We start from the raw sequence: 19,910 nt of genomic DNA on the forward strand, positions 1-19,910 counted from the left end.
GAACCGGGCTTTTTTTGTCTGTTTAGTGCCCGAGGTGCACGACATCGACGATGCTGAGGAGTTCATCCGGATTCATGGTTGCGTCAGCGCGGCGGAGAGCGTCGAAGTACACGGGCTTGTCGCTCCAGTCGAAGATCTGGTTTCCCGTCATGGCCAACAACAGAACATCGGCATAGAGCCGGGTGACACGACCATTGCCGTCAGTGAACGGATGGATCTTCACCAGGTGGTGGTGAGCGCCCATCGCAATGAATTCGGGGGCGAGTCCGACCTCATCGCCGTGTTCGATCTGCCAGGTGAGTTGGTCGAGCTCACTGTAGAGCGCCTCGCGGATGTTCTCGGGCGCGACGCCGATACTGAGCTCTCGTGACCGGATCATCCCTGCCCATGCCCAGATGCTTCCGTAACATGCGGCATGGATGTCGATCAGCGCGTACGGTGACGTGAGATCGGCAGCGGTCAATTCGCCGGAACTGATGCCGGCATAAAGCTGGTTGCGGGCGTCGGTGAGGGCCTGGGCCTCGGCGGCGTACAGTTCAGCTTTCGAGCTAAAGCTCACGCCGGGAACGAACGCCCCCCCGTCTTCGGGATCGACGGGGGTGTCGTTGTACGGGCTCAGGAATTCAGCCAACCGAGCGGGGGGAATGCGACTTCAGCACACGCACCAGGTTGCCGGTACTGATGATTCGGATGATGGGTTCACGGTCGGGTAGCCGGCCTTCGATCTTCATCGTTTTCATTGTCGATTCGATGATCGTCTGGTTGAGGCGCTCAGCGCTGACTATTGTCTTCGGCGTCATTGTGCTCCCTTCTCCGCTATCCAGTGGGGCCGTGTTATCTACAAGCTGATTCTAGCTTCGCGAATAAAATTCGTCCGGTCTCGTTCGCTGCTGACTTTCAGCGGCCGAGCTCCGCGTCGGTCACGTGCTCGAGCCAGACGGTGGTCGCCGCGGGGCCGTCAGCCGACTCGAGCATGGCGATGTGCTCCATGAAGCCGTCGGCGGGGGCGGCGTGGAAGCGATCTTCGCCCGGCGGCGTGTAGAGCGTCTCGCCGGTACGCACCTCGATGATGTTGCCTTCGCGGCCGCCGAAGCCGGCCGTGCCCTGGGTGATGCGAAGGTACTGCCCGCGGGCGTGCGAGTGCCAGGCGGTGCGGGCGCCGGGGGCGAAGCGGACGGTGGCCACGGTCATCCGCTGGTCTGCTTCGTGGGGTGCGGCGATCACGTCGAGCCACACGTCCCCGGCGAACTGCTCGGGTGGATTCTTGACGGTGGGCCCCTGGGGTTCGATGTTCATGGTTCTCCTTCGTGTCTGCAACCCCCCGCTAGGCCGAGCCGATCGGCGGAGGGAGGCACTGGCACACCCCGTGACGGCCCAGCTCTCGGGAAGACGGCCTAGCTCTCGTGAACATGTGGAGCCGCACATCCGCCACCTCGTTCTGCACGCCGCCGCTGACCGTCATCTCAGGCAGCACGTCCATAATGGAGTGATCGATTCCGTGGCCTGAACGGCCCGCCGGCACAGGATCCAGAAGGAGCATCGACGCGATGGCAGGACTCAGCCTCTCCAAAGGCACCAATCTCTCGCTCACGAAGACCAGCCCGGGGCTGACGATTGCGACAGTAGGTCTCGGTTGGGATCCGCGCACCACAGCCGGCGAGCAGTTCGACCTGGATGCCTCCGCCATGCTGGTGGCGGCGAACGGCAAGATCCGGTCGAGTGACGACTTCATCTTCTACAACCAGATGTCGACGCCCGACGGCTCCGTCGTGCACCAAGGCGACAACCGCACGGGCGAGGGCGACGGCGACGACGAGCAGATCGTGATCGACCTCGCCGCGGTCGCCCCGGACGTGGAACGGATCATCATCGCGGTCTCGATCCACGACGCAGACAACCGTCGCCAGAACTTCGGCCAGGTGCGTTCCGCCTTCTGCCGGGTGCTCGACCAGGACCTGGAGGAGATCGTGCGCTACGACCTCACCGAAGACGCGGCGCGCGAGACGGCGATGCTCTTCGCGGAGATCTACCGCAACAACGGCGAATGGAAGTTCCGTGCCGTCGGTCAGGGCTACGAGACCGGCCTCGCCGGCATCGCGAAGGACTTCGGCGTCCCCCTGGACTGACCCCGGTCTCCTCCGGGTCACCACTTCTCGTTGATGACGCGGAGCCAGGCGCGGAACGCCGGCCAGCGGCCGTGCAGGGCGTAGGCCACGCCGACGAGCGCGAGCAGCGGGAACACCGCGGTGCTGAACCGCACTCCGACGAGGGCGATCTCCTGGACCGGCACGAAGAGCAGCGCCAGCCCCACGGCCCAGACGACGGGCACCGGCAGGAGCACCCACCGCGCCGGCCCGTGCAGGATGCCCGCCCGCACGATGGCGACGGCAGCGACCGCGGAGGCGACGAGCCCCAGGATGCCGACCGACTGGAACACCCAGCCGCCGAAGATCGCTGCGGGAGTGCCCGCCGCAGCCACAACCGCTGACGGGTCGGAGGCGACCGGGGTCACGATGCCTGCGATTCCGAGCACGAGGTCGTGGATGCCGAAGACGAACAGCGCCACCCGCCCCACGCCGGAGTCGCCGACGATGCTGCGCTCGCCGGGCACGCCGAAGGCGAGGATGCCACAGGCGACGGCGAACACCATCCACACCACCAGCTGCGCGCCGGGGATGCGCGGCCAGCCCGGATCGATGGTGCCGACCAGCGGGTAGAGCATGGCCAGCACGATGCCGAGCCCGCCGAGGAGGGTGGTGCGGGCCGTGCCTGTGACGCCGGCCGAGCTGGCGGCGCGGATGCCCTGCGGTGCTTCTCGGCTCACAACGTGCTCCCTCGTGTCGACCCTGACGCCCCCAGCGTAGGGGATCGAGGGCCGGGCGCGGAGGGCGGCCGCCGCTCGGGGCTACGCTGTCGCGGCGCGGGGGCAGCCGGCCGGGCGGCGACGCGCCCGCGCGAATGCCGCAACGCCTTCGGCGAAAGGGCGGGGCAGGGAACGGAGCAGGTGGGATCCTTCCTGGGTCGTCGGATGACCGGGGCGAGCGTCATCCGGAGCGAGGGCGCGCGCCGCAGACGGCCCGGCAGCCTCAGCCGCGCAGGCCTTCGCCGGTCGCGCGGATGCTATCGAGTTCGTCCTGCAGCTCGCGCTTCGCGGGATCCGGCGCTGGATCGGGCGCCGGCGCGGAGGCGGGCGTCGACGCCGACTCGGTGTCGGTGTGGGCGTCGGTGTTGGTGTCGGTTTCGGTCGGCTCGGGGTCTGTCATCGGAGTTCCTCTCGTCGCGGGCGGCGCGAAAGCCGCATTCGCACCACGCTACGCCGCATCGCGACAGCATCGCAGGGGGGTTGCACGGCAGCCGGCCGAGCTCAGCTCAGCGCGCCGTCGCGTACAGCGTCGCGTCTGACGGCTCGAACGAGAACCAGACGCTCGACCCCGGCGTGACGTCGAGGTCGGCGACCAGTGCTGGGGCGACATCCGCTGCCAGGTCGTCGGTGCCGAGGCGCACCAGATCGCCGCGGGGTTCGAGATCACGCACCACGCGTCGCAGGGAGTTCGCGGTGCCAGCGGGACGTTCGCCTGAGACGCGGATGCCCGACGGCCGGATCGCAGCCGTGCAGGCGGTGCCGGGCGTGACGCCCGTCGGCCCGGGCAGCTGCAACTCGTCGCCGGCTGCCGTGCGCATCCCTCGGGCGGTCCGGATGCCCGCCAGCACGTTCAGCCCGGCGATCCCGGCCGTGAAGGGGTCCCGCGGTTGCTCGAGCACGCTGCGGGTGGGGCCGTCTTCGACGACGTGCCCCCTGTCGATGACGATCACGCGGTCGGCGAGGGTGAAGGCGTCGAGCACGTCGTGCGTGACGATGATGGCCGTGCGGGATTCGAGAACGCGGCGGAGCATCCGGCGGATCGCGGGCGCGACGGCCACATCGAGGGCGGCCATCGGCTCGTCGAGGAGCAGCAGCCGTGGTTCCGCGGCGAGGGCGCGTGCCACCGCGATTCGTTGAGCCTGGCCGCCGGAGAGCTGCGCGGGCTTGCGGGTCTCGAACTCCGAGGCATCCACCTCGGCCAGCCACCGCCTGGCGGTGCGAAAAGCGTCCGCGCGTTTCACGCCGGCGCTGGTCGGGCCAAATGCCACGTTGTTCAGCACGCTGAGATGCGGGAAGAGAAGGGCCTCCTGGGCGAGCAGCGAGATGCCTCGCGCGTGCGGCGGGGTGAAGACGCGACCCCGGAACAGCGTCTCGCCGCCCAGCACCGCCTCGCCAGCATCCGGCGTGATCAGTCCCGCGATGAGGTTCAGCAGCGTCGACTTGCCGGCCCCGTTCGGGCCGAGCACCGCGAGCGTCTCGCCTTCTGCCAGCTCGAACGAGACGTCGAATCCGCGGCGGGCGACGGTCGCGCTGAAGGTGAACCTCACAGCAGCCCACCTCCCGCGCGGGTGCGGGAGCCCGCCTGGTGGGCGAGGCCGACGACGAGAACGGCGACGGCGACCAGCACGAGGGCGAGGGCGACGGCGGTGTCCGGATCGGTCTCCCGCTGCAGATAGATCTCGAGTGGCAGGGTGCGGGTGACGCCCTGCAGGCTGCCGGCGAAGGTGAGGGTGGCCCCGAACTCACCCAGGGCCCGGGCGAACGAGAGCACCGATCCTGAGACGAGCGCGGGCAGCACGAGGGGGAGCGTGATGCGCCGCAGTACCGTCGTCGGGCCGGCCCCGAGCGTGGCAGCGACGGCTTCGTACCGCGTGCCGACCGTACGGAGCGCCCCTTCGAGGCTGAGCACGAGAAAGGGCAGGGCGACGAAGGTCTGGGCGAGCACCACGGCAGTCGTCGAGAAGGCGATCTGGATGCCGAGAACGTTCATCGGCTCACGCAGCAGCCCCTGGCGGCCGAAGGTGTAGAGCAGCGCGATGCCGCCCACCACGGGAGGCAGCACGAGGGGCAGGAGCACCAGGGAGCGCGCGATCCGCTGCCCCGGGAAGGAGGTGCGGGCCAGCACCAGTGCCATCGGCACGCCGAAGACGATGCAGAGTGCTGTCGCGGCCGCGCTCGTCCGGAGGCTGAGCAGCAGGGCATCCACTGACGACTCGGAGGTGATCAGCGGGATGAACTCACCCCAGTTGACACGCACGACCATCGCCACCAGCGGCAGCACCACGAAGAGGGCGCCGATGATGGCGATGGCGAGGATCCAGCGGGGAACGGACCCCGGGCCCGAGGATGCGATGCGCGGCACGGGCAGCCGTTACGGCTTGCCGAACCCGGCAGTGGTGAGCACGGCCTGGCCGTCGGTGCCGGTCACGTAGTCGATGAACGCCTGGGCGAGCTCGGGGCTCTTCGTGGCGCTGAGAGCAGCGATCGGGTACGTGTTCACGGCTGTGCTCGACTCGGCGAAGGGGACGCCCTCGACGGTGTTGCCAGCGCCCTGCACATCGGTCGCGTAGACGAGACCGGCATCGGCCTCGCCCGAGCTGACCTTGCCGAGCACGTCGGTGACGGCCGACTCCTCGCTCACAGCGGGGATGGTGACGCCGGTCGCGGTCTCGATGGTGACCGTCGCCGCACCGCACGGCACGGCCGGAGCGCAGATCACGGTCGTGATGTCGGGGTTCGCAAGATCCTGGAACGTCTTCACCCCGGCCGGGTTGCCGGGTGGGGTCGCGATCTCGAGGATGTTCGTGGCGAAGTTCACCGGGGTGCCGCTCACCAGCGTGGTGGTGGTGAGCTTGGTCATGTTCTTGGTGTCGGCCGAGGCGAACACGTCGGCTGGGGCGCCGCCGGTGATCTGCGTGACGAGGTCGGAGGAGCCGGCGAAGCTGAAGGTCACCGTCGTGCCCGGGTTCGCGGCCTCGAAGTCGGTGCCGAGCTTCGTGAAGGTCGCCTTCAGCGAGGCGGCGGCGAAGACCGTGATGGTGCCGGCGGGTGCGGTCGTCGCGGCGGCGCTCGCCGAAGCACCCGGTGTGCTCGTGCCGGCTGCGGTTCCCGCGGACGTGCCGGCGCAGGCCGCTTCACCTGTCAGAACGGCTGCCGCCATCACGAGGGCTGCGAGGTTTCGCAGGGAGCTTCTTCTCGTCGCTGTGCTTCTCACGTGTTCTGAACCTTCCCTGAGGGGGTTTCAACGATCACCGTGGTGGCTTTCACCACGGCTACAGCAATGGAGCCGAGTTCGAGACCCAATTCCCGGACGGCCTCGCTCGACATGAGCGAGACCACCCGGTGGGGCCCGCACTGGAGCTCCACCTGGGCCATCACCCTGTCCATGGTGATCTCGGTGACGAGACCCACGAAGCGGTTGCGGGCCGAGCGGCCGATGTCGGAGGGGTCTTCGGGCAGCACCGCGTTCTTCCGGGCGAGCTGCGCCAGCTCGAAGCCGTCGACGACGGTGCGCGCCGACTCGTCCCTGCTGCTGGTGAGAACCCCGTTCTCGATCCAGCGGCGAACAGTGTCATCGCTCACCCCGAGGTAGTGGGCGGCATCCCGTATCCGTATCTGCGACATAGAAACCATTCTATTTCCGCAAAGACGGATGGCGGGCCACTTCTCGGGCACGTCTACCGGTCGGCGCCGATCGTGTACACCCCGTGCGCGGATATACGCCCGAACAAAGGACGCAGCTATACTTCTACCGCTCAGCGAACACAACCTGTCTGGGTCATCCGGACGCAGCCGGCACCGTCGAAATGGAGCGTTCATGGGAACCTTCACCTACAACACAGGCCTCAAGGTCGACTTTGACGACCGCGTGCTGGCGCACATCCAGATCGTCGTCGGGGCGAAGCTCCGCCGGGGTGAGCCGCTCTACTTCAGCTGGCGGGATGACGACGGGGTCGGCGACGGACGCACGACGGTGTGGCTCCACCCGTCGATGCCGCTCGTCTACAAGTACTTCGGCAGCAAGATGCCGCGCATCAATCCGTCCTGGGTCGAGATACTCGCGGAATCCGCGAACACCGCAGGCGGGCTGCGGCTGCTGCCCGAACCCGAGGTTCCCTCCGCGGCCGCCTCGCCCCTGAAGGTGCACGCTTCCTGATGAAACGCATCAACATCATCTACGGCGGCGAGACCTACAGCATCGGCGACCGCGAACTCGACGATGTGCTCGCCGACATCGCTTCCGGCCTCGCCGCAACCGAACCCCAGTGGCTGTCAGTGAACTATGGCGAGGGCGTGCCCCGCAAGGCGCTGCTGCTGCTCACGGCGGGCGTCGACATCGCGGTCATCCCGGTTCCCGGGTTCAACGAGGATGCGAACCAGGTCTCCGACGAGCCGCCGCCGCCGCGCGCCCGCTGAGCCCCCCTTCGCTCCTCTCTTACCGCTCCTCTCTTACCGCTCCTCTCTCACTCCTTCTCTTTCTCCCTGTCTCACCCTGTGAGAAGCGCTCGTCGCATTGGCGGTCGAGGCCGGCGGCCAGCTCGACGCCTTCATCGCGAACGCCGGCATCGCCCAGGTCGAGTCGCTGCTCGACTACAGAAGCTCCGACTTCGACACGATCTTCGACGTGAACGTGAAGGGCGCGTTCAACAGCTACCGCGCGGCGGCCCGTCAGCTCATCGCGCAGGGTTCCAGCGGCAAGATCGTGGGCGCGGCATCCATCGTCGCGTTCCGTCCGTTCGCGTTCCTGGGGCCGTACTCGGCCACCAAGTGGGCCGTGCGCGGCCTGACGCAGGCGGCCGCCATGGAGTGGGCCGAGCACAGGATCACGGTGAACGCCTACAGCCCGGGCATCGTCGGTACGGCCATGTGGGACCTCATCGACGGCGGGATCCAGTTCTCGTAGCCGCCCGCCACCTCTTACACGCCCGCCACCTCCTCTTGTGAGACAGTTGCGGACACGTGAGACTCATGTGCGAGTCTCACGTGTCCGCAGCTGTCTCACGAAGGGGGCGAGGGCGAGGGCGGGGGCGGAGGGAGGGGAGCGGCAGGGATCAGAAGTGGGTGATGCCGTAGACGGGGGCGACCGGGGCGAGCAGGGTGCCGAGGCGGCGGGCGGCGCCGGGGGTGTGCTCGGTGAGGCGTCCGGCCGCGAGGAGCGTGAGAGGGTCGACCCCGCCGAGGTACAGCGAGCCGAGTTCCGGGGCGTCGAGCGTGAGGTCGGGGTCGGGGTCGGGGCCGGCGACCCGCGTGACCTCGGCCCGGGCATCCGCGACCCGCAGGCGGAATGTGCCCGCCGCGTACCCGAGCGCATCCGTGACCCGCAGCACGACCTCGCCTGAGGCGCTGGGCAGGTAGCCGCGCGCTTCGAAGGCGGCGGGAACGTCGAGCACGCGGAGCCAGAGCCAGTCCTCGACGAAGGTCTGCGTGACCGAACGCCAGTCGGCGAGGGCCCAGCGGAGGGGATCGTTGGCGGGGGCGGTCTCCCAGTCGACGCGGCCGGAGAGGTCGATGGAGGCGAGGAAGTCCCAGAGGCCGAGGTAGGCGCTGTCGGTGGTCGCGACGAGGTCGAGAACCTCGAGCGTGCGCGGGCTGCCGTTCTCGCGCGACCGGTAGGAGACGTAGCCGTCGGGGTTGCCGGAGTCGTCGTAGTGCGCGGCGGCGTAGACGGAGAGGTCGGGCTGGCCGCTGTCGGTGAGTTCTCCGGAGTTCCGCGGCCAGGTGGCGGCGTGACGGTCGACAGAGCCCGGGTTTGCGGCGTGGAAGCGGGCGAAGACCGCGGGGGCGAGGCGGGCGAGCTCGGGCAGGTCGATGTACTCCGAGCGTCCTGCCGGGGGAACGAGCATCCGGAACCGCTCGTCGGTGCTCACGGTCACGTGGGAGACGGTCGAGGCCACGCCGAAACCGAAACGGCGGTAGATGGTGGCCTCGGAGACGGTGAGCGCGGCGAGCGGGAAGCCGGCGTCGGATGCCCGGCGGAGGTTCTCGGTCATCATCGCGCGCAGCAGGCCGCGGCGGCGGTGCGTCGGCCGCACGGTCACGTTCGAGATGAGGTGGGTGGGCAGCAGGTCGGCCGCGCCGACGTTGAGGGTCGCGGTGTAGGAGGCGAAGGTGGCGACAGGCGAGGGGGTGGCCGCGGCTTCCGTCAGGTCGGCCGGGTGTCCAGCCAGGTACGCGCCGGTGAGCTGTCGCCCGTCGGCCACCAGGCGGGCCGCGGCGGCCGAGGTGCCCGCCGAATCGAGCCTGTTGTCGTGGAAGCCCCGGCGCTCGGCGTCGAGCCAGACAGCCGTGTCGGGTTCGGCCGATCCGTCGGCGGCGACAGCGGCGGGGAAGGTGCGGAACGTGTACTCGTCGGTGGTGCCCATCTCTTCAGGCTAGCGCGCGGGCTTCGCCGCTTTCTGCCCTTCGGCGCGCGTCCGCCGGGTCAGCACGAGCCCGGCCGTGCCCGCCACCGCGGCGACGAGGGCCGAGATACCGAGTTTCGCGAAGTCGGGATGGTCGGCCGGCATGTCGATCGTCATCCAGATGAACAGGATGATCGTGGCCAGGGCCGCGGCCGGCGCGAGCCAGCGCACGAGGTCGCGGAGGATGCCCGGGGTGAACACCCGCGGCCGGCGCGCGATGCCGAACCAGGTGCCCAGTGCGCCGAAGACGAGCGCGAGCGCGGCGAGGAGGAGCACCACGAGCACCGGCACGACCGCGGCGAGCTGGGCCTGGCGGAGGGCGCCGGAATCGGGGCCGGCGAATGTTCCGGCGGGAAAGTCGAGGGTCGCCCCGGTGCCGTCGACGGTGAGGTCGAAGGGGTAGCCGCCCTCGTCGTCTCCGCCCCGCAGGTCGAGGACGTGCGAGACGGTGCCGTCGGCGGCCGTGGTGGTGATGCTCGTCGTGTCGCGAGCGGTGCTGCCTGTGCGGCCTGCGCCGGTTCCGGCGCCAGTTCCGGCCCCGGATGCCGCACCGCCGCCTCCCGCACCAGCACCACCCGCGTACTCCGCCGCATCGAACGGCACCACCGCCGGCGGCCACTCGCGAGGACTGTCGGAGGCATCGGTGTCGAGCGTGTTCCAGCCCGCCGTCGCCGCCAGCGAGGCGAGCTCCCCGGGCACACGCAGCTCGATCCGCAGCGGATCCGGCGCGGGCGCATCACCCCACGCGGAGTCGTAGTCCCAGCCGTCGAGCAGGGTCGTCCAGCGGATCCGGTCGACGACAGCACCGCCACCGCCACCGCCACCGCCACCGCCACCGCCACCGCCACCGCCAGTCCCCGTCTCCGCCCGAACCCCCGCCACGTCGGCCGCCACCGCCGCAGATTCGAGCGCGTAGTTCACCTGCAGGTCGTGCTCGCCGCTCAACACGTCGCCGAGGGTCGTCTTCAGCAGAACGGTCTCCGCCAGCTCCTGGGTGGCGAACGGCACGTCGGCCCCGTCGATCGTGATCGACTGCACGGTGAGCCCGAGGCTCTGCCCGTTCAGGATGCTCGGCCACTCCTGCACGAACTGGGGCACCCGCGAGCCTTCGTCACCGAACATGACCGTGAGCTTCTCGGTCACGGCCAGGCGCGCGTGGCCGTCGGCGGTGCGGGAGACGTCGGCGACAGCATCCAGAGCCGTCACCTTGGTGAAGAGCGTGCCCGGCACGTCGCCCGAGAACGAGAGGAAGTCATTGCCGCGTTCGTACGGATTGGGCAGCACGGCGACCGCCACGATCGTGCCGACGACGAGCAGCACCGAGAGCGCCCGCAGCATCAGTCGCGGCCAGGTGAGGAACGACGGGGTGCGCCAGTCGCCGCCTTCGGCACCCGTCACCCCGCCCTGTTCACCGGAAGCCAGCTCGACGATCTGTTCACCCGCAGCACGGGGCGGGGCGACGGATCCAGTGCGTGGCCCCGGTACTCGGTGGCGAGCACGCGTTGAATGCCCGGCTCGTCGGTTCCGCTCGGGAAGAGCGCGCCGATCCTCTCCTCCACATGCGCCACCAGGGTGCCGTCGGTGGCGCGTTCGACGTGGTAATCGACGGCGAAGCTGCGGGCGATCCAACGGTCGGTCGCCGTGTCGGACGAGCTCGTGATGTCGTCGAGAGTGAGCGGCGGGTTGATCACGGGGCCGAACAGCAGCACGGCGCCGCCGCGGGCGACGATGGCCCAGAAGGCGCGGAGGCCGAGGCGGAGGCGCCTGCCGCCGTGCGAACGGAGCCACACCTCGAGGCCGAGGAGCCAGCGCGACAACCACACCCAGAGCGGCGACGGCGTCGGGTACGGGGCGGGGATCCGATCAGGCCCGCCCGGCCTGCCCGGGCGCGCCCGATCCGTCGCCGCTGCCCGCGCCGCCCACACCCTCTGTACCCATCCAAACCCCCTGCCCATGATAAGTCCCCGTGTTCTCGTCCGCGCAGCGCATCGAGAGGACGCAAAATGCGGCCCCGGCGCCGTCATTCCCGCAGATTGCGTCCTCTCGGCGGCGGCGGCGGCGGGGCGGGCGTGGGGGCGCGGGCGTGGGGCGCGGGCGGCGCGGGGCGCGGGCGGCGCGGGGCAGGCGGCGCGGGCGCGACACCCGGCGTGCGGCTGCGCGCCACCTGCCGTTCGCCTTGGGCGCCTAGCGTGGGGGTGTGCTGAACGGGAATCCCACGCTTTCTGACATCGACCTGCCCGCCGACCTCGACGCCCGGGTCGACTTCTGGACGAACCACCGCAAGTACACCCTGCTGCACCACCGGCAGGACACCTGGTGCCTCTTCGCCGTCGAGAAATCGAGGCCGCAGATGACGCATGTGTTGGATGCCCGCGGCACGGAGTGGGTGGCGTCGCCGATCGATCTCGGCGGCGGCCGCGCCGTGCACGCGCCGGACTGGCGGGGCGCCCTCCGCCGCGTCGTCGTCTGATCCGCAGCCCTGTCGTCGCCCGGGCGCGCCGCGGGCCCCTCACCGGCGGCCAGAGCCCGATCCCGACACCGAATCGGCGGCCACAGGCCGATCCGACGCGAGGAGCACGGCGGATCAGCCGAGGGCCGCCGATTCGGCGATCACGGGGCGGCCGGCGCGGGCGGGGCGGCCGGCGCGGGCGGGGCGGGCGGGGCGGGCGGGGCGGGCGAGGTGGCGTCGTCGCCGGGTGCGGCCGAGGCGACGCGGTCGGGGTTGAAACGGTAGCCCATCCCCGATTCCGTGAGCAGGTAGCGGGGCTGCGAGGGGGAGGGTTCGAGCTTCTTCCGCAGCTGCGCGATGTAGACACGCAGGTAGCCGGTGTCGTTGGTGTGGAAGGGCCCCCACACCTCGGTCAGCAGTGCATCGCGGGTGACGAGCCGGCCGGGGTTCCGCAGCAGCACCTCGAGGATCGCCCACTCGGTGGGCGTGAGCCGGATCGTCTGCGGTTCGGCGGCCGTGCCGTGGTACACGTGTTTGCCGACCAGGTCGACGGTGACCGTTCCGAAGCTGATCACCGGGGCGTCGTCCACGGTGAGCACCCGGCGGGTGAGGGCCCGGATGCGCGCCAGCAGTTCGTCGATGCTGAACGGTTTCGTGACGTAGTCGTCGGCGCCGGCATCCAGAGCCTCGACCTTGTCGGCCTCACCGGTGCGGCCGGAGACCACGAGGATCGGCACCTCGCTCCAGCCGCGGATGCCGTGGATCACGTCGATGCCGTCGAGGTTCGGCATGCCGAGGTCGAGCATCACCAGATCGGGGTGGTGCTCGATGGCCTGGTTCAGGGCTCCCGCACCGTCGGCCGCGGTGACGATGTCGTAGCCCCTGGCGCGGAGGGTGACGGTGAGGGCGCGGATGATCTGGGGATCGTCGTCGGCGACGAGAATCTTCACGGGGCTGTCTCCGGCATCGGTTCGGGGGTGGGGGAGGGTTCGGGGATGGATGCTGCGGGAAGCGCGATGACCATGGTCAGGCCGCCGCCGGGGGTGTCGTCGGCCTCAAGGGTGCCGCCCATGCCTTCGACGAACCCCTTCGAGAGGGCGAGCCCGAGGCCGAGGCCGGTGAGGTTGTCGGTGTCGCCGAGGCGCTGGAAGGGCACGAAGATCTCTTCGCGGCGGCCTGGGGCGACACCGGGGCCCCGGTCGGCGATGCGGATCTCGACGGTGCCCGCGAATTCGCTCGTGGAGATCAGCACGCGGGCACCGGGGGGTGAGAAGCGCACGGCGTTCGAGAGCAGGTTGACGATGACCCGTTCGAGCAGGCCGTGGTCTGCCGTGACCGGGCGGGTCGACTCCGGCAGGTCGAGTTCGATGGTGTCGGGGCCGAGTCCGAGCTCATCGATGGCCGGCAGCACGATGTCCTCCACGTCGACGGGGCTGAGGAAGACGGCCAGGGCGCCGGCCTGCAACCGGGTGACGTCGAGCAGGTTCGTGACCAGTAGGGAGAGGGTGTCGAGGCTCTCGCCGGCGGTGGCCAGAAGCTCATCGCGGTCGGCCGCCGAGAGGGTGACGTCGGTGGCGCGGAGCCCGCCGACGGCGGCCGTGGCAGCGGTGAGGGGTCGCCGGAGGTCGTGGCCGACCGCGGCGAGCAGGGCGCTCCGCACCCGGTCGGCCTGGGCGAGCGGCCCGACCTCCCCCGCGGTCTCGGCGAGGTCGCTGTACTCGAGGGCGGCGTCGAGCTGGCTGGCGATGACGGCGAGCAGCCGGCGCTCCGAGGCGGCGAGGTCGCCGCCGTGCAGCTCGAGTTCGGCATGATCGCCCACGGGGATGCGCGTGATGCGCTCGGACGAGGAAGGGGAGGAGTCATCCACGGCCCCGGCGGTGTTCGTCACTGCGCCATCGACGACCAGCCGCACCGCCGACAGCGTGAACGCCTCACGCGTGCGGTCGACGAGCGCCTGCAGGGCATCCTGGCCGCGCACCACGCTGCCCGCGACCGTGGCGAGCAGCTCCGACTCGCCGGTGGCGCGGGCCGCCCGGCGCGAACGCCTCGCCGCCTGGTCGACGACCACGCTGACGAGCACGGCGTTCAGAACGTAGAGCCCCAGCGCGAAGAGGTGGATGGGCTCCGTCACCGTGATCGTGTAGAAGGGGGCCACGAAGAAGAAGTCGAGCGTGAGCCCGGAGAGGAGGGCGGCGAACAGCGCCGGCCCGAAACCGCCGATCAGGGCCACGACCACCACGAGCAGCTGGTAGGTCAGCACGTCAGTGGTGATCGAGTCGTCGGAGCGCAGCGCGACGAGCAGCCAGGTGACGAGGGGGCCGCCGACGAGCGCTACGGCGAGGCCGAGCATCCGGCGCCGGAGCGAGAGCGCCCCGCCGAGTCTCGGCAGCGCGAACCGGCCGCCGGCCGCGGCATGGGTGACGATGTGCACGTCGATGTCACCGGATTCACGGATGACCGTGGCACCGATTCCCGGTCCGGTGAGTGCCGCGCTCAACCGGCTGCGGCGACTGACACCGATCACCAGCTGGGTGGCGTTCTCGGCACGGGCGAACTCGACGAGCCCGTGCGGGATGTCGTCGCTGATGACCTGGTGGTACGAGCCACCGAGCGAGTCGACGAGTTTCCGCTGGGCGAGGAGTGCCCCGGGGTTGGCATTCCGCAGCCCGTCGTTGCTCGAGACGTGCACGGCCAGCAGCTGGCCGCCGGACGATCGCGCGGCGATGCGGGCCCCGCGGCGGATGAGCGTCTCGCCCTCGGAGCCCCCGGTCAGGGCGACGACGACCCTTTCCCGGGCCTCCCACTTGTTCTGGATGCCGTGCTCACGCCGGTAGTCCTTCAGGGCGCTGTCGACCTCGTCGGCCAGCCAGAGCAGCGCGAGTTCCCGGAGCGCAGTGAGGTTTCCGAGGCGGAAGTAGTTCGAGAGGGCCGCGTCGATGCGCGTCGCCGGGTAGACGAACCCGCCCGCAAGACGGTCGCGGAGGGCCTGCGGAGCGAGGTCGACGACCTCTATCTGCTCGGCGGAGCGGAGCACGCTGTCGGGCACGGTCTCCCGTTGGGGTGCGCCGGTGATCTGTTCGACCACATCGGTGAGGGAGTCGATGTGCTGGATGTTGACGGTCGAGATGACGCTGATGCCGGCATCCAGCAGCGTCTCGACGTCCTGCCAGCGCTTCTCGTTCTGCGAGCCGGGGGCGTTGGTGTGGGCGAGCTCGTCGACCAGGGCGATCATCGGGCGCCGGGCGAGAACGGCGGCGAGATCCATCTCCTCCAGCTCGACCCCGCGGTGCACGGTGACAGTGCGGGGAACGGTCTCGAGACCCAGCAGCATGCTCGCCGTACCGCGCCGACCGTGGGTCTCGACGACCGCGACGACAACGTCTTTGCCCTCACCCTTCAGCCGGCGGCCCTCTTCGAGCATGGTGTAGGTCTTGCCGACCCCGGGCGCTGCACCCAGCAGCACCCGGAACGTTCCCCGCTTCATCCGGTGCGTCGCCTATCCGGCAGCCGGGGACGACCCGGCAGCCGCGGCACCCGACGAGCCCAGCCCGGCCAGCGCGATGTTCAGCTGCAGTACGTTCACCGTCGGTTCGCCGAGGTAGCCGAGGTCACGCGACTGCGTGGCGTTGTCGACCAATCTCTGTACCTCTTCTGTGGAGAGCCCGCGGGTCGTGGCGATCCGTTCGACCTGAAGCTGAGCGTACTCGGGACCGATGTGCGGATCGAGTCCCGACGCAGAGGCGGTGACGGCATCGGCCGGGATCTGGTCGGGGCTCACGCCGTCGGATTCCGCGATGGCGGCCTTCCGCTCGTCGATCGCGGCGAGCAGGTCGGCGTTCTCCGGCCCCCAGTTGCTGCCGCTGGAGGCCGCAGCGTCGTACCCGTCGCCCGCCGCGGAGGGCCGCGACTGGAACCACTCGGGCAGGGCATTGCCGTCGGCATCGGTGAACGACTGGCCGATGAGGGCCGAACCGACCACGGCATCGCCGGACTTCACCAGCGAGCCGTTCGCCTGGGCGGGGAAGGCGAGCTGCCCGATCCCGGTGATGAGCAGGGTGTAGGCGACGCCGAGAACGGCGGTGAAGACGATCATCGCGCGGAGGGCGACCCAGTACTGGCGCCCTGCGGTGCGTGAGGTGGTTGTCATGATGGGCCTTTCTAGAAACCGGGGATGAGCGTGACGAACAGGTCGATGATCTTGATGCCGATGAACGGAGCGATGACGCCGCCGAGCCCGTAGACGAGCAGGTTGCGGCTCAGTACCTTCGACGCGCTGAGCGGGCGGTACTTCACCCCGCGGAGGGCGAGCGGGATCAGGATCACGATGATGATCGCGTTGAAGATGATGGCCGACAGGATGGCCGAGGCCGGCGAGTGCAGCTGCATGATGTTCAGCACCTGCAGCCCCGGGAAGATCCCGGCGAACATCGCCGGGATGATCGCGAAGTACTTCGCCACGTCGTTGGCGATCGAGAACGTGGTGAGCGCACCGCGGGTGATGAGCAGCTGCTTGCCGATCCGCACGATGTCGATCAGCTTCGTCGGGTCGCTGTCGAGGTCGACCATGTTGCCGGCCTCCTTCGCGGCCGACGTTCCGGTGTTCATCGCCACGCCGACGTCGGCCTGCGCGAGCGCCGGAGCGTCGTTCGTGCCGTCGCCGGTCATGGCGACGAGGTTGCCGCCCTCCTGCTCCCGCTTGATCAGCGCGAGCTTCTGCTCGGGGGTCGCCTCGGCGAGGAAGTCGTCGACGCCGGCTTCGGCCGCGATGGCCGCGGCGGTCAGCGGGTTGTCACCGGTCACCATGACGGTGCGGATGCCCATCGAGCGGAGCTCGGCGAAGCGGTCGGCGATGCCCTCCTTGACGACGTCTTTGAGGTAGATGACGCCGAGCACCCGGGCGACTCCGCCTGAGTTCTTGCCGGCCACGACCAGCGGAGTGCCGCCGGCCTTCGAGATGCGTTCGATGCTCTCTTCGAGCTCGGCGTGCTCGGTGCTGGCGATCCGCCCCGACTCCTCGACCCAGGCGGTCACCGACGAGCCGGCACCCTTGCGGATCTGCGAGCCGTCGGGCAGGTCGAGCCCCGACATGCGGGTCTGGGCGGTGAAGGGCACGATCTCGCCCGCGACCGTGATGTTGCGGTTGAACCCGTGCTTCACGGCGAGGTCGACGATCGACTTGCCCTCGGGGGTCGGGTCGGCGAGGGAGGACACAGCGGCGGAGTACCGCAGGTCATCCGTCGACACACCCGTCAGGGGCGTGAACTCGGCGGCCTGGCGATTGCCGTAGGTGATGGTGCCGGTCTTGTCGAGCAGCAGGGTGGTGACGTCTCCGGCGGCCTCGACGGCACGGCCCGACATGGCGAGCACATTCCGTTGCACGAGGCGGTCCATGCCGGCGATGCCGATGGCCGAGAGGAGGCCGCCGATGGTCGTCGGGATGAGGCAGACCAGCAGGGCGATCAGCACGGGCAGGCTCACCTGCGCGGCCGCATAGCTCGCGATCGGATTGAGCGTGAGGCAGACGATCACGAAGACGATGGTGAGGCTGGCAAGCAGGATGTTCAGGGCGATCTCGTTCGGCGTCTTCTGCCTCGACGCGCCTTCGACCAGTGCGATCATCCGGTCGACGAACGTCTCGCCGGGCTTCGACGTGATCTTCACGATGATGCGGTCGGAGAGCACCCGCGTGCCACCGGTGACGGCGCTGCGGTCGCCGCCGGATTCCCGCACGACCGGGGCGGACTCGCCCGTGATCGCCGATTCGTCGACCGAAGCGATGCCGTCGACGATGTCGCCGTCACCCGGGATGAGCTCCCCGGCGGTGACCACGACCACGTCGCCGAGGGTCAGGTCGGCCGAGGAGACGACGGTCACCGAGCTGTTGTCGGCGCTCGGGTCGGCCTTCGCATCGTAGCTGTCGACCCGGTTGGCGGACGTGCTGGTGCGCGTCTTCCGCAGACTGTCGGCCTGCGCCTTGCCGCGGCCCTCGGCAACGGACTCGGCGAGGTTCGCGAAGACGACGGTCAGCCAGAGCCAGACGGCGATGCCCGCCGTGAAAGAGGCGGGGACGGCGGCCCCGCCGGACTCTTCAGCGCCTCCGATGAAGGGCTCGGCGATGGCGAGGGCCGTCGTGAGCACGGCGCCGATCTCGACGACGAACATGACGGGATTCCGCCACATCTCGCGCGGGTCAAGCTTGCGGAACGCGCCGGGTGTGGCGGCGACGAGCTGGCCGAGGCTGAACGCCCCGCCCTTCTTCGGCGTGGCCTGGGTCTCAGTGGGCTGGGGTTCTGACGGTCTGGTGGGTGTGAGTGTGGACATGAGTGTTACTGCAGCCCTTCGGCGAGCGGCCCGAGCGTGATGACCGGGAAGTAGGTGAGCGCGGTGATGATGACGGTGACGCCGACCAGCAGCCCGATGAACTGCGGGCGGTGGGTGGGCAGCGTGCCGGCGGTGGCGGGGATCTTGTCCTGGGCGGCGAGCGAGCCGGCGAGGGCCAGCACGAGCACGATCGGCAGGAACCGGCCGAGCAGCATGGCGACGCCGAGCGCGGTGTTCAGCCAGGGGGTGTTCGCGGTGATGCCGGCGAAGGCCGATCCGTTGTTGTTCGCCGCGGAGGTGAACGCGTAGAGCACCTCGCTGAGGCCGTGCACGCCCGGGTTCCAGATCGACGTGGTCGTCACGTCGTCACGGATGCCCGGAATCGCGAAGCTCGCGGCGATGCCGAGCAGCACGATCGTCGGCGTGACGAGGATGTAGAGGCTCGCCAGCTTGATCTCCCGCGGCCCGAGCTTCTTACCGAGGTACTCGGGCGTACGGCCCACCAGGAGACCGGCGATGAAGACGGCGATCACGGCGAGGATCAGCATTCCGTAGAGACCCGATCCGACGCCTCCCGGGGCGACCTCGCCGAGCATCATGTTCAGCATCGGCATCATGCCGCCGAGGGCGGTGAACGAGTCGTGCATCGAGTTGACGGCGCCCGTCGAGGTGAGCGTGGAGGTCGTGGCGAACAGCGTCGATCCGAAGATCCCGAACCGGTCCTCTTTGCCTTCCATCGCCGAGCCCGCCGCCTGCGCGGCGGAACCGGCACCCGAGCTCTCGAAGAGCGTCAGGGCGGTGAACGACACGACGAAGATGGTCGACATGACCGCCAGGATCGCGTAACCCTGGCGGTTGTCGCCGACCATGCGGCCGAAGGTGCGGGGCAGGCTGAACGGGATGGCGAGCATCAGCACGATCTCGATCAGGTTCGTCCAGGCGGTCGGGTTCTCGAACGGATGCGACGAGTTCGCGTTGAAGAAGCCGCCACCGTTCGTGCCGAGCATCTTGATGGCCTCCTGCGAGGCGACCGGCCCGCCCGGGATCGACTGCGTGCCACCGGTGAGGGTGGTTACGTCGGTGAAGCCGTTGAAGTTCTGGATGACGCCGCCGGCGATGAGGACGATCGCGGTGAGGATCGCGAACGGAAGGAGCAGACGGAGGATGCCGCGGGTGAGGTCGACCCAGAAGTTGCCGATCGTGCCCTCACGACGGCGGGCGAAGCCGCGCACCAGCGCGATGGCGACAGCGATGCCGACGGCGGCAGACACGAAGTTCTGCACGGCGAGGCCGGCCAGCTGCACGCTGTAGCCCATCGTCACGTCGGGGGAGTACGACTGCCAGTTCGTGTTGGTGACGAACGAGATCGCCGTGTTGAAGCTCAGGCCCTCGGGGATGGCGGGCATGCCGAGCGACTGGGGCAGCACCGCCTGCAGGCGCTGGATGGCATACAGGATGAGCACGCCGACGAGGGAGAACGCGAGCACGCTCCGGAGGTAGGCGCGCCAGGTCTGCTCGCTCTGGGAGTCGACCCCGATGACGCGGTAGAAGCCGCGTTCGACGCGGAGGTCTCGCTTCCCGGTGTAGATCATGGCCATGTAGTCGCCGAGCGGGCGGTGGATGAGCACGAGCAGAAGCACCAGGGAGGCGACCTGGAGGATGGCGAGGAAAGTGTCCATGGGGGGTTAGAAACGCTCCGGTTTCACGAGGGCGTACACGAGGTAGCCGAGGGCGGCGACGGCGAGGACAGCCGCGATGATGCTGAAGACGATCACAGTTTCTCGACCCCCCTGGCCACGAGGGCAACGATCGCGAACAGCACGATGATGCCGGCTACGTAAAAGACGTCAAGCACGGGAGGCTCCATCCGGGTGGT

22 protein-coding genes and 1 pseudogene are annotated in these 19,910 nt (G+C 69.5%); 5 read left to right on the forward strand and 18 right to left on the reverse strand.

Features of this window, described 5'->3' with window-relative positions; translation table 11 throughout:
• Positions 1 to 22: 22 nt before the first annotated feature.
• The 3 genes from B7R22_RS03850 to B7R22_RS03855 all read right to left on the reverse strand — a co-directional run bounded on the left by B7R22_RS03850 (position 23) and on the right by B7R22_RS03855 (position 1,296).
• Positions 23 to 631, reverse strand: coding sequence for a Fic family protein (locus B7R22_RS03850; protein WP_172582190.1), 609 nt, complete (start codon positions 629 to 631; stop codon positions 23 to 25).
• A complete protein-coding gene (locus B7R22_RS19075) occupies positions 624 to 800 on the reverse strand; it encodes a hypothetical protein (RefSeq protein ID WP_172582191.1) in 177 nt (58 codons plus the stop codon). Before B7R22_RS19075 ends, B7R22_RS03850 begins: the two co-directional genes overlap by 8 nt.
• Before the next feature lie 97 nt (positions 801 to 897).
• Positions 898 to 1,296 carry a cupin domain-containing protein gene (locus tag B7R22_RS03855; protein WP_116410470.1) on the reverse strand — a complete coding sequence of 133 codons (399 nt, stop codon included), beginning with the start codon at positions 1,294 to 1,296 and terminating at the stop codon, positions 898 to 900.
• A 251-nt stretch (positions 1,297 to 1,547) separates the two neighbouring features.
• Between B7R22_RS03855 and B7R22_RS03865 the strand changes: the two genes are divergently transcribed.
• On the forward strand, positions 1,548 to 2,126 hold the full coding sequence (locus tag B7R22_RS03865; protein ID WP_147305289.1) for a TerD family protein: 579 nt from the start codon (positions 1,548 to 1,550) through the stop codon (positions 2,124 to 2,126).
• A gap of 17 nt (positions 2,127 to 2,143) precedes the next feature.
• Here the strand turns inward: B7R22_RS03865 and B7R22_RS03870 are convergent, their stop codons facing one another.
• From B7R22_RS03870 to B7R22_RS03890, 6 genes are all read right to left on the reverse strand, one after another.
• Positions 2,144 to 2,824 (reverse strand): hypothetical protein, encoded by a 681-nt coding sequence (locus tag B7R22_RS03870; protein WP_116410473.1) that lies wholly within the window; start codon positions 2,822 to 2,824, stop codon positions 2,144 to 2,146.
• Between the two features lie 262 nt (positions 2,825 to 3,086).
• A complete protein-coding gene (locus tag B7R22_RS19080; RefSeq protein ID WP_172582192.1) occupies positions 3,087 to 3,263 on the reverse strand; it encodes a hypothetical protein in 177 nt (58 codons plus the stop codon).
• Positions 3,264 to 3,369: 106 nt separating this feature from the next.
• Positions 3,370 to 4,410 carry a sulfate/molybdate ABC transporter ATP-binding protein gene (locus tag B7R22_RS03875; RefSeq protein ID WP_116410474.1) on the reverse strand — a complete coding sequence of 347 codons (1,041 nt, stop codon included), beginning with the start codon at positions 4,408 to 4,410 and terminating at the stop codon, positions 3,370 to 3,372.
• Complete coding sequence (locus tag B7R22_RS03880; protein WP_216363380.1) at positions 4,407 to 5,225, reverse strand: ABC transporter permease; 819 nt, start codon at positions 5,223 to 5,225, stop codon at positions 4,407 to 4,409. The genes B7R22_RS03875 and B7R22_RS03880 overlap by 4 nt, the downstream gene beginning before the upstream one ends.
• A 9-nt stretch (positions 5,226 to 5,234) precedes the next feature.
• Positions 5,235 to 6,023 (reverse strand): molybdate ABC transporter substrate-binding protein, encoded by a 789-nt coding sequence (gene modA, locus B7R22_RS03885; RefSeq protein WP_116410475.1) that lies wholly within the window; start codon positions 6,021 to 6,023, stop codon positions 5,235 to 5,237.
• Positions 6,024 to 6,073: 50 nt separating this feature from the next.
• Entirely contained in the window at positions 6,074 to 6,487 is a 414-nt protein-coding gene (locus B7R22_RS03890; protein ID WP_116410476.1) for a TOBE domain-containing protein, read from the reverse strand.
• Between the two features lie 193 nt (positions 6,488 to 6,680).
• Between B7R22_RS03890 and B7R22_RS03895 the strand changes: the two genes are divergently transcribed.
• From B7R22_RS03895 to B7R22_RS03905, 3 genes and pseudogenes are all read left to right on the forward strand, one after another.
• Positions 6,681 to 7,019, forward strand: coding sequence for a DUF7882 family protein (locus B7R22_RS03895; protein WP_116410477.1), 339 nt, complete (start codon positions 6,681 to 6,683; stop codon positions 7,017 to 7,019).
• A complete protein-coding gene (locus B7R22_RS03900; protein ID WP_116410478.1) occupies positions 7,019 to 7,279 on the forward strand; it encodes a hypothetical protein in 261 nt (86 codons plus the stop codon). The genes B7R22_RS03895 and B7R22_RS03900 overlap by 1 nt, the downstream gene beginning before the upstream one ends.
• 94 nt (positions 7,280 to 7,373) lie before the next feature.
• Positions 7,374 to 7,766 (forward strand): annotated as a pseudogene (locus B7R22_RS03905) (SDR family NAD(P)-dependent oxidoreductase); the annotation flags it as partial.
• Between the two features lie 148 nt (positions 7,767 to 7,914).
• On the opposite strand, the gene B7R22_RS03910 reads toward B7R22_RS03905, so the two are convergent.
• From B7R22_RS03910 to B7R22_RS03925, 3 genes are read right to left on the reverse strand one after another with little or no spacing between them, the layout of a single operon-like run.
• Entirely contained in the window at positions 7,915 to 9,225 is a 1,311-nt protein-coding gene (locus B7R22_RS03910) for a GNAT family N-acetyltransferase (RefSeq protein WP_116410480.1), read from the reverse strand.
• Between the two features lie 9 nt (positions 9,226 to 9,234).
• Positions 9,235 to 10,662 (reverse strand): hypothetical protein, encoded by a 1,428-nt coding sequence (locus B7R22_RS19085; protein WP_172582193.1) that lies wholly within the window; start codon positions 10,660 to 10,662, stop codon positions 9,235 to 9,237.
• Positions 10,659 to 11,219 carry a hypothetical protein gene (locus B7R22_RS03925; RefSeq protein WP_147305290.1) on the reverse strand — a complete coding sequence of 187 codons (561 nt, stop codon included), beginning with the start codon at positions 11,217 to 11,219 and terminating at the stop codon, positions 10,659 to 10,661. Before B7R22_RS03925 ends, B7R22_RS19085 begins: the two co-directional genes overlap by 4 nt.
• A 242-nt stretch (positions 11,220 to 11,461) precedes the next feature.
• Between B7R22_RS03925 and B7R22_RS03930 the strand changes: the two genes are divergently transcribed.
• The gene (locus B7R22_RS03930) at positions 11,462 to 11,734 is read left to right on the forward strand and encodes a hypothetical protein (RefSeq protein ID WP_116410483.1); all 273 of its coding nucleotides are present in this window, start codon (positions 11,462 to 11,464) and stop codon (positions 11,732 to 11,734) included.
• Between the two features lie 140 nt (positions 11,735 to 11,874).
• Here B7R22_RS03930 and B7R22_RS03935 read toward each other — a convergent pair whose 3' ends face one another.
• From B7R22_RS03935 to kdpF, 6 genes are read right to left on the reverse strand one after another with little or no spacing between them, the layout of a single operon-like run.
• On the reverse strand, positions 11,875 to 12,663 hold the full coding sequence (locus tag B7R22_RS03935; protein ID WP_116410484.1) for a response regulator: 789 nt from the start codon (positions 12,661 to 12,663) through the stop codon (positions 11,875 to 11,877).
• Positions 12,660 to 15,197, reverse strand: a complete 2,538-nt coding sequence (locus B7R22_RS03940) for a DUF4118 domain-containing protein (protein ID WP_116410485.1) — start codon at positions 15,195 to 15,197, stop codon at positions 12,660 to 12,662. Before B7R22_RS03940 ends, B7R22_RS03935 begins: the two co-directional genes overlap by 4 nt.
• 12 nt (positions 15,198 to 15,209) lie before the next feature.
• Positions 15,210 to 15,860 carry a potassium-transporting ATPase subunit KdpC gene (kdpC, locus tag B7R22_RS03945; RefSeq protein WP_116410486.1) on the reverse strand — a complete coding sequence of 217 codons (651 nt, stop codon included), beginning with the start codon at positions 15,858 to 15,860 and terminating at the stop codon, positions 15,210 to 15,212.
• An 11-nt stretch (positions 15,861 to 15,871) separates the two neighbouring features.
• Positions 15,872 to 18,034 (reverse strand): potassium-transporting ATPase subunit KdpB, encoded by a 2,163-nt coding sequence (gene kdpB / locus B7R22_RS03950; protein ID WP_116410487.1) that lies wholly within the window; start codon positions 18,032 to 18,034, stop codon positions 15,872 to 15,874.
• A gap of 5 nt (positions 18,035 to 18,039) precedes the next feature.
• Positions 18,040 to 19,713, reverse strand: a complete 1,674-nt coding sequence (kdpA, locus tag B7R22_RS03955) for a potassium-transporting ATPase subunit KdpA (RefSeq protein ID WP_116410488.1) — start codon at positions 19,711 to 19,713, stop codon at positions 18,040 to 18,042.
• Between the two features lie 6 nt (positions 19,714 to 19,719).
• Entirely contained in the window at positions 19,720 to 19,809 is a 90-nt protein-coding gene (gene kdpF, locus B7R22_RS03960; RefSeq protein WP_116410489.1) for a K(+)-transporting ATPase subunit F, read from the reverse strand.
• Between the last annotated feature and the right edge of the window lie 101 nt (positions 19,810 to 19,910).

It is taken from the genome of Subtercola boreus, assembly GCF_003399635.1.
GTDB classification, from domain to species: Bacteria; Actinomycetota; Actinomycetes; order Actinomycetales; family Microbacteriaceae; genus Subtercola; species Subtercola boreus_B.